This window comes from Paenibacillus borealis (genome assembly GCF_000758665.1).
Taxonomy (GTDB): Bacteria; Bacillota; Bacilli; order Paenibacillales; family Paenibacillaceae; genus Paenibacillus_AQ; species Paenibacillus_AQ borealis.
In genome coordinates this window covers 609,341-622,920 of record NZ_CP009285.1, presented here as the reverse complement: position 1 = coordinate 622,920, position 13,580 = coordinate 609,341, and the positions used below count along the sequence as shown (strand labels likewise).

The window sequence follows — 13,580 nt, the reverse complement described above, 5'->3', positions numbered from 1 at the left end:
TGGCCATGCTTCAAGGGCTGGGAGGGATGCAAGGATTGCGCTGCTTCGGCCAAGGTACGTACCCCCTTTTTCAAATATGCTGCTTCCGCTTCAGGCTATAAGGCTTCAGTCCAGCGTGTAACCGGCCAGAAACTCGGCAATGCCGTCAATCTCTTCATCGCTTAGGCCCAGATCCTTGGGATCCGGCATCTTGTTGCCCGGCTTCACACTCTGGGGATCATGCAGCCATGTCTTCAGATTCTCTTCTACCGGTGCTCCGTCCACGCGCGTGTCGTCGTTAAGCAGAATGCCGGCCACCGATTCGCGGGAGCCGATCCCGGTCAGATTGGGAGCCTGGGAAAGATCCTGCATACTTCCAGTCGCATGGCAGGTCAGGCACTGGGATTTGAAGGTCTCCGCGAGCGCCGGATCATCCGGCAGGACGGAATCAGGCGCCTTCATAGAAGCAATCCACTCCTCGAACGCTGCACCGCTGACTGATTTCACCTTGAACTCCATGAAGCCGTGGGAAGGGCCGCACAGCTCCGCGCATTTGCCGCGGTAAACGCCTTCATTCGGCGCACTGAAGCTGAAGCGGTTGACCGTTCCGTCGGGGTTGGTATCCATTTTGCCGGAGAGGGAAGGCACCCAGAAGGAGTGCAGGACATCCTTGGTACTCAGCTCAAAAGCGATATCCTTACCGGCGGGAATCACCAGATCCTGCGCGGTAGTTACCCCGTAATCCGTATATTCAAACTCCCACCAGTATTGATGGCCGGTCACTTTGACCTTAATGGCATCCTTATCCCCCGAGTGATCATTGCCGGCAGCGAACACTGCCTTCACTGTAGGAACCGCCAGCACAACTACGAGAATAAGCGGGATAACCGTCCACAGCACTTCCAGTTTGAAGCTGCCTTCCACCTGCTTAGGAATCTCGTTCTGATCCGGTTTCCGGCGGAAACGGATCCATACATAAGCCGCAATAGAGAAGACGACCAAGAGCACCACGATCATGATTGAGATCGACAGCTTCATCAGTGCAAACGAGCTTTCCGCTGCGGGTCCCTGCGGTCTGAGTACCGACAAGTCTTCCCGCCCGCATCCGGCAAGAATGAGTCCAAGCGCTGCGGTCATGGGAAGAAGCCGCTTTCCAGCCTGCCACGTTTTCATCATTGATCTACCCCGCTTTTCCCGAATTCGTAGATTAGAGTATTTTCCTGTCAATTATAACAATCACTATTAATATAAGTTCGCCCCACTGTTTTGTCAATCGTTCACAACAATTTCACAAAATCATTTTCAAACCGTAAAAAGCTTGTCATCGCTGAATTTAAAAGCGCTTTCAAAATTATCCGAAAACTGTTAAACTACCTTTAAAGCGCATTCATATGTATTTGTGTCTATTAATTCATTTGACTAAATATATGTAGAGTTGCATCCGCTAAACCGGGTATACAAAAAAAACCGATTCCAGCGGCAGCAGGCTGCCCGGGCACGGTTTATGAGAATCCTCATGGATGTTATAGCGCAAAATGTTGTCATCAAAAAGCGGAAGCAGAACAATCCTATCTGTTGTTTAAGAAACGGATGAATTCATTCTTACCAGTTCATGCTCCACAACCATGGTCAGCTCTTCTTCATAGCCTCCCGTGATCCGATACTTCCGGACGTACTCCTTCACAAATTTCTTGGGATCTTTGGGCCGGAAAATGCGTGTCATTTCCCGTAGACTTTCCTTGACTTCGTTATGACCTTTACTTGCCATGATCAGTTCCCTCCCAAAACATTGAAAATGAATGCTCCGTTGTAGAGAATGCATGATGAAAAGTCCGCCGTAACCTTGAAATGCAAGTTAAGAAACCATTACACATACGTGGCTTGCATTATCCGCCTTGACTATCCTTCCGGTATTCCGGAAATCCGCCTTGCCGGTGAAGCAGGTTCGTCGTGATTTGGGCTGAGAGTAAGGATGTCTCAGAGTAAAGACACCTTGACACTTTGATTACCCGAAGAGCCACTTGCTGAATCACTCCTTTCGGGCTTTATCGTTATATTGTATCATATTCCAGTCCAAGTTCCACCTTTCCTTGTAAAATATGCGAATGGAAATTTTTTATACTTTTTAAACTTCCACGGTAAGTAAGCTCCTCATTTTCCGCTGAAACCGCTGCTCTACAATGACTCCAACTGCGCGTCCAAGATCCCTTTGCCTAAAATATAGTGTATTCATGCTGTCAGCCGGGGGAACCTGTTATTAGTCTACCCAATGTGGCAGAGATTATCAGACAGATTCTTTCCTAGGCTCATACGGCTCATACTTTAGCTGGATTCTTCATAGGCTTGTAGGGAAGAAGGAAGATTATTCATGCCCTTCTTCTCCAAACCAAGGAGAGTGAGCCCTTTGTCCCCTTTCAGATCTTCCACCGGACTGCCCGACAATATTGCCGCCGCTCTGTGTTATTTCTTCCCGTTCATAGGCGCCATTGTGTTTCTCGCGCTGGAGAAGCGCAGCCGGTTCGTCCTGTTCCACTCGCTTCAATCCCTGATTGCCTTCGGGGCACTGATGGTAGCTCATGTACTGAGCGGCTTCATCCCTTTTCTCGGGCCAGTGGTGGCAGCCCTTCTCTCCCTGCTGGGCTTCGCCATTTGGTTGCTGATGATCTACCATGCACTGGGCGGACGATGGTTTAAGCTGCCCTGGGCAGGACAAATCGCCGAGAGCCAGCTGCGGCAGCTGTAGCCTCCCGAAAAAGATTCCCTTTTGCCTGTCCTCTCCGTACAATGGAATCAGGACAAACAGGAATCTTTACAGGCTGGAGGAACATCGATGTATCTATTGATCATAAATGCCCGCTCGGGCGGCGGAGCGGGGCTTCGGACATGGCATACCGTTGAGGCATTGCTCAAGGCGCGTGCCACTCCACATGAAGCCCTGTTCACCCAAAGTGCAGAGAGTGCGGAGAATCAGGTGCTGCACGCCCTTGCCCGCCGCGACGACTGGCGCGCCGCCATCGTTATCGGCGGCGACGGCACGATCCACAGCGTGCTTGGCGCACTGCGGCGCAGAGGGGTGCCTCTGGGCGTAATCCCCGCCGGCTCCGGCAACGACACGGCGCGCGGCTTCAGCATCCCGCTGACCCCGGAAGCCGCGCTGGATATCGCGCTGCAGGACCGCTGCCTCGAAGCGGATCTGCTCTCGGGCGCGGACGGGCTTACCCTGACCGCCGTAGCCAGCGGCTTCGACGCCCAGGTGGCCGTCAATGTGAATAACAGCCGCTACAAACGGCTGTGCAATGCCATCGGCGCCGGCCGGCTGGCTTATATCATCGGCATTCTGCATACGCTGATCACCTTCAAGTCCTGCCGCGTCAGCGTGACCTGCGACGGCAAGGAGCAGACCTTCGACCGGGCGTGGCTGGTCTCGGTCTGCAACCTGCCCAGCTACGGCGGCGGGCTGCTGATCTGCCCGCAGGCGGAGCCAGGCGACGGCCTGCTCGACGTCTGCGTCGTGCACGGGATCAGCCGCGGGCAATTGCTGCGGCTGTTTCCGACGGTGGTGAAGGGCAAGCACGTGGCGCTGCCCTATGTCACCATGCTGCGCGGACGCAGCGTAGCCGTCCACTTCGCGCAGCCGCGCCATGCCATCGGCGACGGCGAGGCCCTCGGCACCGCGCCGCTGGCCGTGCGCTGCGAGCCCGGGGCGCTGCGCGTGCTCTCGCCGCTGGCGGCAGCCGGCGCGCAGGGTGCGGCCGGGTCGTGCCACGCGAGCGGCTAGGCGGGGCGGCTGTGGGAGCCGTGGCGTAGCCGGCGTGAGGCAGGGCCGGCTGATCGAGCGCGGGCAGCCGGTTGAGCTAACGGCTGCTTCCACCAACGACGTTCCGGCGATCTAGCCACTGTGTACCCCCTTGCGGACTGAGAGGACCTTATTCTCTCCGGCAAGGGGGTTTTTAGTTGACTTGCGGACTGAGATTCCGCTATCCCCGCAAATTGATCAATATGATGCCCCAAATGAACAAATAAGCGCACTGGAGTCCGTTTGGCAGCAAAAACACACTAAATCCCCAAAATAAGCGCATTTCAGTCCGCAAGGATATTGCACATACTTAACACCCGCCTCAACCCCAGTTACTCACGAACCAGTTCCCACATCCCCTCCCGCTCCCGCACAATATCTGCATTACTCACACCAGCTTCTACAATGCACACTCCCCATTTTCCCCGTAACACCATCATCCCTTTCCCTCATCAACTCACTCTTCAGCCTGCCTCAACCCCAGTTACTCACGAACCAGCTCGCACATCCCCTCCCGCTCCCGCACAATATCTGCATTACTCACACTAGTTCACTCTTCTGCACCTCCAGGCCCCATGTTACCCACAAACTACCTCGCTCATCCCTATAGCTTCAGCCCAGCAGATTCGTCTCAGTTTGGCCCCCGCATTACTCAGCAGGCCAAACCAGCGCCTGACCGAAGCACTGGCGGCATATGACTGGCCGCACGCTGTAGGCATCAGCCGTGAGCGCCCCTGCTTTTACGCGGAGCTGCAGCCAGCACCCCTACCTGCAGCTTCAGCCGTGCTAACTATGCCCGCCTTCAAGCATAACAGGCAGGCCCCCGGATTCCCTCCGGGGGCCTGCCTGTTATTTACGTCTGCCGCAAGTCCAGCTGGCAGTATTCCCTACTCTTCCACGAACCCAATGACGCCATCGTCGAGCGAAGCAATCCGCACCAGCGATTCCACGCGGTAGCCGGCTTCCTTCAGCAGCCGGTTACCGGGCTGGAACGCTTTTTCGATCACAATACCGATACCGACGACGCTGCCGCCCGCCTGCTCAACAATCCGGGCCAGGCCAAAGGCCGCTTCTCCGTTCGCCAGGAAGTCATCAATGATCAGCACGCGCTCACCGGGTGCGATGAACTTACGGGAGACGGTAATTTCATTGGTTTCTTTCTTCGTAAAGGAATAGACCTTCTCCACATAAATATCCTCCGTCAGCGTCAGCGACTTCTGCTTGCGGGCAAAAATCAGCGGGACCTCAAGCTCCAGCGCCGTCATAATGCCGGGGGCAATCCCCGAAGATTCGATCGTCAGCACCTTGGTGATCCCTTCCCCGGCAAAACGGCGGGTAAACTCGCGTCCCACCTCACGCATCAGGAACGGGTCCATCTGGTGATTCAGAAAAGAATCCACCTTGAGCACACCAGGGCCGAGAACAATACCTTCGGTAATGACCTTTTGTCTCAACAACTCCATCCGTGCTCCTCCTCTTCCCTCATATGGACCCTGCTTCGTTTGCTACAGACCCGCAGGCTTCTGGGGCAGCAGGTTACCGACAATCGACTTCAGCTCGTTATCCTGCTTGCCGCTCTTTTTGCCGTTGTCAAAGCTGGTAATCCGAATCTCCGAATACTTTTCTCCCGGTGCCACAGGTTTGAACACTAACTTCTCCCGGTCCTCAAGCCGGACATTGAAATTCATGTCCTTGAACATACCGATTAAATCCTGCTCTGCCGGCGTCTTCCCTTCGTCCAAAAACAGCAGTCCGCGTAACGGCTTAACACCTTCCGAATGCTGCACATCAAAATGAACAATACACTCCACGCTTGTCACCTCCCTAGCTTAGTATCCTATGCATCGCCGGGAGCTACTCCGCCTGTTCTTCTCCGGCCTCATCCTGGTCATGCAATACATATTTGTTGTATATCCGGCTATAGCGTTCCCCGTACCGCTTCTGCAGCTCAGGTCCCATATCTTCTTCAAGCTCGAACAATACCATTTCCTGTGTAAAATGATTCAGCAGCAGCTCCACGAGCACCGGATGCTCGGTAACCACCGCCTGTGCGGTTCCGTCCTCATAACGCATGCCGAGCATACACCAGGAACGGTCGATGACAAAAGAAAACTTCCGTCCACCGCTGCGCTGCGGCTTACCGCCAAGCGGCGGCCATACCGGATATGGCGCTTGGGCCGCGTTGCCGCCGTCAAATGCCCACAGCAGCTTCACTCCGCGCAGCTCTGCCTGTTCGAGCTCGCTGCGCAGCAGCGAGGCTTCCTCCCGCCATACATCGACCACAATCTCCTGAGCCGCGAGATTCAGCTGGCGGATCAGCGCTCCCGTTACGTTGCGGTCACCCTCCACGTTGTAGAATGAAGGGCTAACCGGACCTCCGCGCGGCATTTCACTTTCCATATACGCCAGCGATGCCTGTACCCGGCCTGATATCATCGTCGCCAGCTCTTCAGGGTCCAGCACGCTGTAACGGGCCGGCTCCCCTTCACCGCAGCGTACATAGCCTTGCTGGGTCAGGCGCTGAAGCGCTGCGTATACGTTAGATCTCGATACTCCTAGCTGCTTTGCCACTTCGTAGCCCGAAGCCTGGCCCTTGGTGGCCAGCTCAACCATTATTTTGGATTCCATCTCTGTGAAACCCAAATTGCGCAGATGCAGCAGCAACTGTTCCATCTATGTTGTCCCCCTAAGCTGTCTGTCTAACCCTGAACTAAATTTGTTCCGACCCGCAGCGCGGGCACCACATTGAGCCTTTCGGCAGATCGGCACGGCAAATCTGGCATTTCACGATATCCCGCACACCCGATTCGCTTACGTCAATCTCTTCTGCAGGCTCACTGGCCTTCCAGTCGCGGATCCGGCGGTCCAGCTCCAGCTGGCGCTCACGTTCACGCTCCAGCTCATCGGCCTCACGGCGGCCCCGTTCTGTATCCGGATGAACCCGCTCATACTCCTCAGGCTCTACATCTGCTTCAATTTCCGGCAAGGCTTCGGCGTACTGGACAGGCTGTTCAGGTCTCTTAGCGAGTTCCCGCTCCGCTTCTGTCAATTCTTCCTCACCGTAGTATTGATCTTCCTCATCTTCGTGCTCATGTACGGTATGTACCGTAACGGTTGGCGCCGGGTCCTTGCGCAGCACCGGTTCCTTGCGCAGTGGCAGCTCCTCAAGCTTACGTCCGCAGTGCGGGCAGAAGTTGGCATCCAGTGCTACGATCTGGCCGCAGGCGCAGAGCCGTTCATTCTTCAGTTCGGCAATTCTTGAGCGCACGCCCTCAATCTGCTCCTGAAGCTTGTTACAGCCCCGCGCCAGCTCGATCATCTGCCCCTCTGCCACCGACATATCTCTGGAACGATATCCTTCGTAGAAAAGCTTTCCCATTTTCAAAAATTCAAGTTGCATCTCATGTTCGATATCAGCAATTTGCCCGTTCAGCTTGCCTACTTCCACCGAGCTTTGCGCTTTTTCACTCACCCGGCTGGCACCGTCTTTAATGCGTTGCAGAAAATTCATTGTAGTTCCTCCTTCTCCAGAGTGAGAATAGGCTGATTCCCAGCCGCAAAATAACCCTATACATCCTTATCGCCCCGTGCAGCAGTGGAAACGTGACTCTATCATACCAAAAGTCCCTGACAGATTCATTATTTGTCGTCAGGTGTTAAATACTACATGATGAACATTATCGAATAATGGAGGGATAACATTGCCTGACGATAATCATAAACGATATTTCGTATCTGTGAATCATGGCCTGATTCAGGATGTGCGTAACGACTCGAACGAATTCGAGGTTCTGCTCTCGGATGAAGAGCTTACCGTGCTCCAGGATCTTCTGAAAGGTCTGGCCGGTGAGGACGACTACGCCTTCCGGCGTGCTTTTGTCCCCTATAAATCAGCCGATCATGATGATGCGGCGGAGCAGTTTGACGATGCGACCATTCATCTGTTCCAGTATTTGCATGACCACGGGACAGAAGAAACGCAGCGGCTCATCGAAGAGATGAATGTCCTGCAAAGGCTCGGGAACACGGGCTATCAGGATGAGGGATACGGAGACGGCTCCCCGACCAACAAATGATTCATGGCTTGATATGCCGCCCTATTTGATATGTATGCCTATAGTGAGCTAATACGCTTCTGCGGGGAGAATGTTTCTCTTCTGCTTCATCCGGCTTTGTTTTGCGTCGGGGGCTGTACTTCGGTTAAAATAGAATTACATAAACTGCAGCGCATTTTATGTGAACGCCGTAGTCATCCGTTCCTTGTCTACAGTCACAAATAACGAATACCGGGAGAGTTTCAGTGGAAGAATATGATAGTACACAGGTTACCCTCCACAAGCTGCAAGTCCATGTGAAGGATATGCAGAAGTGGCAGGTACACGAGGATTTTGCCAAGCAGGTTGAGAATTTCAAAGCTTTGCCGGCGCTTTACCGACATGCTCTGAATGAGCTTGAGAATAAAATTGATGTCATCAGAACAGAGTGGCAGGTACGCGACGGCTTCAGTCCCATCGAGCATGTGAAGTCGCGGATCAAGGAACCCAAGAGCATTGTGCAGAAGATGGAGCGCAAAGGCCATGATTTCACGCTGGAAAATATGGAGCAGCACATTCACGATATTGCGGGCATGCGGATCGTCTGTGCTTTTGTGAAGGATATTTACCGGCTGGTGGATCACCTGTGCGCGCGCGAGGATATCCGTGTGCTGGAGATTAAGGATTACATCGCCCATCCGAAGCCGAACGGCTACCAGAGTCTGCATCTGATCGTCGCCATTCCGCTTGTGCTGCTGGAAGGAACCCGCTGGGTCAAAGCCGAAATCCAGCTCCGCACGCTGGCGATGGATTTCTGGGCCAGCATGGAGCATATTCTCTACTATAAATTTGACAAACAGCTGCCGCCGCATGTGGCTGAGGAATTAAAAGAGGCTGCTCGTGCCGCTGATGAACTGGATCAGAAGATGCTCCGCCTGCGCCGGGAGATCCTGGAGCTGTCGGAATCGGAAGGCAGCAGTAATAACGGACCGTTAGCTTAAGATCAGATGTATACAATTAAGGCAGTACATTAGCAGCCTAGCTGTTAACGTACTGCCTTTGTTTGCGTCTACTTTTACAGTTTGTTCAGGCCTGCCGCACGTTTCGCGGCAGCTTCCGATACCCGGCGCATCAGCAGCGCAAGCCCTTCGCGGGCTCTGGGCGTCTGCGGCAGAAGTGTGCTCCAATCCTCTTCCGGTTCAATCACATCAGGCATAGCCGGAAACGGCCGGGCCGAGATCTCATGAAACAGCGGCCCCGGCTGATGCAGCGAGCCTTCTGCAGCCGCCTCGGCCAGCCATTCCCCGGAGGATACCGCAGGGCCTTTGCGTTCCAGCCGGGCCAGCTCGGACGCAAGCGTTACGGGCGCAGGCGTCCCCTCTTCAATATCCCGCTCATTCTCCTGCTCAGCCCAGAGAGCAAACACCCCGGAGAGCAGCTCCTCCTTCGTCAGGCCGCGCAGGGCCAAGGCCAGCAGCGGCTCCTTCAACAGCTGCTGCTTCACCCGCAGCAGCAGCTCTTCCCGGGGCAGCAGGCCTGTACCCTGTTCATCTGCCGCCTGGTCCAGCTCCGCGTCAGGCAGCAGATCCAGTTCAGCGAGGCCGCCGGTCAGGCTGCCCTGCAGCAGATCGTACAGCTCCCCGGGATGCGCTGACAGCTGATGCAGCACTTCATCCTTCCGGGCGGCCGGCCACTGCAGGATATTCAAGGTGCATACCACACGCTGCGCAGGTTCCTCAGAACCTGTCCCAGGCTTGTTGCTCCGCTTGCCTGCCCCCTCCGCAGCAGCGGTTCCGAGGCTCCCGGTAGCCTTGATCATTCCGGGCAGCATCTCCAGCCGCAGCTCCAGCAGTTCACTCATAGATGATTCCCCTCTTTCTGCAATCCGCTTGCATCTACATCCAGTCCTGGCCCTGCAGCTCGATCAGCTCTTTCAGCTCATGGTTGGACATTTCGGTCAACCAGTTCTCGCCGGAGCCGACTACCTGCTCGGACAGACTTTTTTTGCGTTCAATCAGTTCATCAATCCGTTCCTCCAGCGTTCCCTGGCAGATCAGCTTATGCACTTGTACATTCTTGTGCTGCCCGATCCGGAAGGCCCGGTCCGTAGCCTGGTTCTCTACTGCCGGATTCCACCAGCGGTCATAATGCAGCACATGGTTGGCTCTGGTCAGATTGAGGCCTACGCCCCCGGCTTTGAGGGACAGGACGAAGAATGCAGGACCTTCCCCCTCCTGAAAAGCATGCACCATCTCGTCGCGCTCACGCTTCGGAATACCGCCATGCAGGAAGAGCGGAGTCTGCCCGTATCTTCTGGCCAGCCGGCTGACGAGCAGCTCGCCCATCGCCACATACTGTGTGAAGATCAGAGCAGATTCCCCAAGCTCGGAAATGCTGTCCAGCACCTCGAACATCACGTCCATTTTGCCGGAAGGCTCACTGCGCAGGCTCCGGCCGTCATCCTTGCGGAATAGCTGCGGATGATCACAGATCTGCTTCAGCTTGGTCAGGGAAGACAGCACCAGCCCCCGCCGGGCCATGCCCGACCGCTCACCGATTACTCCGAGCATCTCATCCACAACGCCCTGATACAGGGCTGCCTGCGTTTCTGTAAGCGGACAATACGACTTCAGCTCAATCTTCTCAGGAAGATCCTTCGAAATATCCGGATCACTCTTCAGGCGCCGCAGCAGGAATGGCGAAACGAGGCGGTGAAGCTCACGCAGCCGTTCTCCGCCTTCACCGGATACATACCGCTGGCGGAAGGAATGATAGGTTCCGAGATAACCCGGGTTCAGGAAGTGGAAAATGGACCATAGCTCCCCCAGCCGGTTCTCCACCGGCGTACCCGTCATCGCAATCCGGTGCGGAGCGGTCAGCTTCATGACACTCTGCGCCTGTTTGGTGCGGTGATTCTTAATATACTGCGCTTCATCCAGCACAACGGTTGACCAGTGCACCCCGGCCAGATCCTCACTGTCCCGGCCTGCCAGGTGATACGTAGTCAGTACAATCTCATGGCTGGCGGCAAGCTCGGTGAATCCCTCTCCGCGTACCCGCCGGCCGCCATGATGGATATGCACGCTAAGGGAAGGTGCGAAACGCTGCAACTCCCGCTGCCAGTTCCCCAGCAGTGAGGTCGGGCAGAGAATAAGCACTGGCTCCTGCTTCTCTCCCGGCGGCGCATTCAGGGCACGGTCCAGCAGGCAGGTGATCACCTGAACGGTTTTGCCAAGCCCCATATCATCGGCCAGACAGACCCCGAAGCCAAGACCGCTAAGCGCAGTAAGCCATTGATATCCCCGCTCCTGATAAGGCCGCAGGGTGCCGTTCAGATCGTCCGGCACCGGACGCATCGGCAATCCGCGCAGCACATCGCCATGCATGAGGGAGGCCAGCAAACCCGAGGTTTCCATACCCGTGACCGACATACCCTTCCATAGCCGTTCTTCCCCATCCTCGGCCTCCAGGCGCATCCAGTCTGCTGCCGTCATCTCTCCGCTCTCGTTGCGCTTCATATATCTCAGGACCTGACGCACTTCCTTCGGGTCCACTTCGATCCATTCCCCCCGGAAACGTACAAAAGGCACTCCGGCTTCCACCAGAGCATTCAGCTCCTCCTCGCTGATATCCGAATCACCCAGGGAGGCCTCAATGCGGAAGGAGATCAGCTCCTCCATGCCCAGTGCTGCTTGTACAGGGCCGTCGACCCCGCCCGGCGGCGGCTGCATCTTCATTCTCATGCCAATCCGCCGCCGTCCTTCACGGCTCCAGCGTGAAGGCATCTGCACTGTAATTCCCCGTTCACGCAGCTGCTGCACACTCTCCTTCAGGAAGAAATACAGCCGCTCCGGAAGCAGCTCCACCCCGCGGGGTGCCGGTTCGGCCAGTGCACGCTGAATATCCGGCGATATCTTGGCTGCCCGCCCCAGCGCAGCAAGCAGCTGCTGCTGAATATTGCGGTAGCGCTTGCCCCACAGCATGAATTCCCGTTCCCGGCTGCTCCAGACCGCTTCAGCAGGAATCCAGAACTCACCTTCCTCCCGGCTCTCCGCCCAGAACGTCAGCCGCCACAGCTCGCTGTCATCCGCAGGCGGCTCCAGCCGCAGGCCCAGGCTAAGCTGTCCGCTGCGGGCTTCCTCTGTCTCGAAGTGCGGCACCTCATTGCCTGCCGTCTCACTCACGACAGTCAGAAGCTCGGTCACTTCAGCCGGAGTCCCCTGAACAGGGATATCCCGGCTGCCGGTAAGCAGACTGTTCCACCACAGTTCTGTAAGTGGTGAGTATCCGCGGCGGTAATTCGCTTTGAATGGACTCAGCACACTCTCGTTAGCCGCAACCACATTCTTGATCTCCGCCGTCATCACAGCCTGCAGGAACGAATACAGCACATACCCGCCGGCTTCCTCACGCGAGGACAAATCCCCTTCCTCGGCTACGTGAGTGCCGAGTGCAAGCACCGGCATGGACGCCGCCATCTGCAGGAAGAATTCCTTATCCGCCTCTTCCCGGAAAGCCGGTGACCAGCATACTGCCGCCGCCTGCTCGCCTCCGCGGCGGCGTGAGCCCACCTTGCGCGGCGGCTGGGCGCCGGGTACAATCCCGCCCTTGCCCATCAGCTCCAGCGCAAAACGGGCAGCAGCTGACCAGTAGCGCAGTTCTCCGCCCGGCTCTATGCCCTGGGCACGGCTCGCCTGCTCATCCCAGGCAAGGAGCAGCTCGAAAGCATCCTTGGGTGACAGGGCCAGCCCTTCGAGGGTACGCCCCGGCATCCCGCGCCGCGCGGGCTTTCCTTCCACGGCGGCAGCGGCGACCGGATATTTCACTTCTGCCAGCCTTAGCGCAGCACCCGCAAAAGGACGCCAGCCGCTCCGGAGCTCCAGCCGTTTGATTACACGTGTCCACGCGTCCACTTTCGGCTCAGAAGTTTCGCCCGAGAAGCAAAATAATACGTCCCCTAACCATATTGCATACAGATGCTTAATCATTGATGATCTCCATTCTTTTAAGCAAACAGAAAGAGCCAGTCCGTCCCAGCCGGAAGACTGTTTCCTTCTCCGCGAGAAATATATTATGAAGCCGTACTAGCAGCAGTAACTGTACAGCCATTCCACTTGAGGTTATCGCTGCAACTTTTTTCTTCATCCCTTCATCTTATACGAAAAAGACTATATTTAAAAACCTTTCTGCAATTTTTCCGCAGATTTTCTGCAGTTTTTTTGCAAATCTGCTCCATTCGCAGTTCGGCCAGCATTCCGGGGCACCGGAAAGACCGATTTTTTAATTTTTCACAGCATTAGGATAGGCTCTCCATTGTAGCTCAACCCCTAGAACCGCCTATGTAAATTTACTTACCCAATGTTGGATATACACCATCAGCTGGCTGCTACACTAAGAGCCGGATCAAACCTCTTACTCTTAGCTCTTACTCTTACTCTTAGCACTTACCCTTAGCTCTTACGCCAACATTAAGTGGAAAAACGTATCTTAATTTCGTTTCATTTAGGCATTTGGAATAAATAAATGGATAAACGACACTTAATTTAGTCCATTTCCCCTTCCACGGCATGTATGCAAATAATTAAGTGCTCTTTTTCCATCTACTGTTCAATAGCGTGCCCTTCAGGACTCAGCAAGTGGAGAAAATCCAACTAATTCAGTTAGTTGCATTACCCGACAGTCAAAAGTGTTCATTTTCAAGACAGCACAAAGAACCGTCTTCCCCTCCCGTCAGGCGAAACCGGCTCTTTATGTTACAAGGTCCGCTTTAC

Annotated in this window: 12 protein-coding genes; 4 read left to right on the top strand and 8 right to left on the bottom strand. The window is 55.3% G+C overall.

What is annotated here, in order from left to right; genetic code table 11:
- Nucleotides 1-105: 105 nt before the first annotated feature.
- Nucleotides 106-1,155: a cytochrome c oxidase subunit II gene (gene coxB, locus PBOR_RS02685; protein WP_042210324.1), complete on the bottom strand. Its 1,050-nt coding sequence runs from the start codon at nucleotides 1,153-1,155 to the stop codon at nucleotides 106-108.
- A 403-nt stretch (nucleotides 1,156-1,558) separates the two neighbouring features.
- A complete protein-coding gene (locus PBOR_RS02680) occupies nucleotides 1,559-1,747 on the bottom strand; it encodes a hypothetical protein (RefSeq protein WP_019913840.1) in 189 nt (62 codons plus the stop codon).
- Nucleotides 1,748-2,383: 636 nt separating this feature from the next.
- Between PBOR_RS02680 and PBOR_RS02675 the strand changes: the two genes are divergently transcribed.
- A complete protein-coding gene (locus tag PBOR_RS02675) occupies nucleotides 2,384-2,722 on the top strand; it encodes a DUF4870 domain-containing protein (RefSeq protein ID WP_042210323.1) in 339 nt (112 codons plus the stop codon).
- A gap of 87 nt (nucleotides 2,723-2,809) precedes the next feature.
- Nucleotides 2,810-3,757 carry a diacylglycerol/lipid kinase family protein gene (locus tag PBOR_RS02670; protein WP_042210322.1) on the top strand — a complete coding sequence of 316 codons (948 nt, stop codon included), beginning with the start codon at nucleotides 2,810-2,812 and terminating at the stop codon, nucleotides 3,755-3,757.
- Between the two features lie 905 nt (nucleotides 3,758-4,662).
- On the opposite strand, the gene PBOR_RS02665 is transcribed toward PBOR_RS02670, so the two are convergent.
- The 4 genes from PBOR_RS02665 to PBOR_RS02650 are packed head-to-tail and all read right to left on the bottom strand — an operon-like array spanning nucleotide 4,663 to nucleotide 7,286.
- Entirely contained in the window at nucleotides 4,663-5,238 is a 576-nt protein-coding gene (locus PBOR_RS02665) for a xanthine phosphoribosyltransferase (RefSeq protein ID WP_042210320.1), read from the bottom strand.
- A gap of 42 nt (nucleotides 5,239-5,280) precedes the next feature.
- Nucleotides 5,281-5,586 (bottom strand): hypothetical protein, encoded by a 306-nt coding sequence (locus tag PBOR_RS02660; RefSeq protein ID WP_042210319.1) that lies wholly within the window; start codon nucleotides 5,584-5,586, stop codon nucleotides 5,281-5,283.
- A gap of 43 nt (nucleotides 5,587-5,629) precedes the next feature.
- On the bottom strand, nucleotides 5,630-6,448 hold the full coding sequence (locus tag PBOR_RS02655) for a TrmB family transcriptional regulator (protein ID WP_042210318.1): 819 nt from the start codon (nucleotides 6,446-6,448) through the stop codon (nucleotides 5,630-5,632).
- Nucleotides 6,449-6,485: 37 nt separating this feature from the next.
- A complete protein-coding gene (locus PBOR_RS02650; protein ID WP_042210317.1) occupies nucleotides 6,486-7,286 on the bottom strand; it encodes a zinc ribbon domain-containing protein in 801 nt (266 codons plus the stop codon).
- Nucleotides 7,287-7,476: 190 nt separating this feature from the next.
- Between PBOR_RS02650 and PBOR_RS02645 the strand changes: the two genes are divergently transcribed.
- Nucleotides 7,477-7,851, top strand: a complete 375-nt coding sequence (locus tag PBOR_RS02645; RefSeq protein ID WP_042210316.1) for a hypothetical protein — start codon at nucleotides 7,477-7,479, stop codon at nucleotides 7,849-7,851.
- Nucleotides 7,852-8,135: 284 nt separating this feature from the next.
- Nucleotides 8,136-8,810: a GTP pyrophosphokinase gene (locus tag PBOR_RS02640; RefSeq protein ID WP_042218840.1), complete on the top strand. Its 675-nt coding sequence runs from the start codon at nucleotides 8,136-8,138 to the stop codon at nucleotides 8,808-8,810.
- Between the two features lie 74 nt (nucleotides 8,811-8,884).
- Here PBOR_RS02640 and PBOR_RS35200 read toward each other — a convergent pair whose 3' ends face one another.
- A complete protein-coding gene (locus tag PBOR_RS35200; protein WP_052429301.1) occupies nucleotides 8,885-9,670 on the bottom strand; it encodes a hypothetical protein in 786 nt (261 codons plus the stop codon).
- Between the two features lie 34 nt (nucleotides 9,671-9,704).
- Nucleotides 9,705-12,797 (bottom strand): DEAD/DEAH box helicase, encoded by a 3,093-nt coding sequence (locus PBOR_RS02630; protein ID WP_042210315.1) that lies wholly within the window; start codon nucleotides 12,795-12,797, stop codon nucleotides 9,705-9,707.
- Nucleotides 12,798-13,580: the final 783 nt, after the last annotated feature.

Coding starts and splice junctions, on each gene's coding strand:
- coxB (WP_042210324.1), bottom strand. CDS start 1,155: ATGATGAAAACGTGGCAGGCTGGAAAGCGGCTTCTTCCCATGACCGCA.
- PBOR_RS02680 (WP_019913840.1), bottom strand. CDS start 1,747: ATGGCAAGTAAAGGTCATAACGAAGTCAAGGAAAGTCTACGGGAAATG.
- PBOR_RS02670 (WP_042210322.1), top strand. CDS start 2,810: ATGTATCTATTGATCATAAATGCCCGCTCGGGCGGCGGAGCGGGGCTT.
- PBOR_RS02665 (WP_042210320.1), bottom strand. CDS start 5,238: ATGGAGTTGTTGAGACAAAAGGTCATTACCGAAGGTATTGTTCTCGGC.
- PBOR_RS02655 (WP_042210318.1), bottom strand. CDS start 6,448: ATGGAACAGTTGCTGCTGCATCTGCGCAATTTGGGTTTCACAGAGATG.
- PBOR_RS02650 (WP_042210317.1), bottom strand. CDS start 7,286: ATGAATTTTCTGCAACGCATTAAAGACGGTGCCAGCCGGGTGAGTGAA.
- PBOR_RS02640 (WP_042218840.1), top strand. CDS start 8,136: ATGCAGAAGTGGCAGGTACACGAGGATTTTGCCAAGCAGGTTGAGAAT.
- PBOR_RS35200 (WP_052429301.1), bottom strand. CDS start 9,670: ATGAGTGAACTGCTGGAGCTGCGGCTGGAGATGCTGCCCGGAATGATC.
- PBOR_RS02630 (WP_042210315.1), bottom strand. CDS start 12,797: ATGATTAAGCATCTGTATGCAATATGGTTAGGGGACGTATTATTTTGC.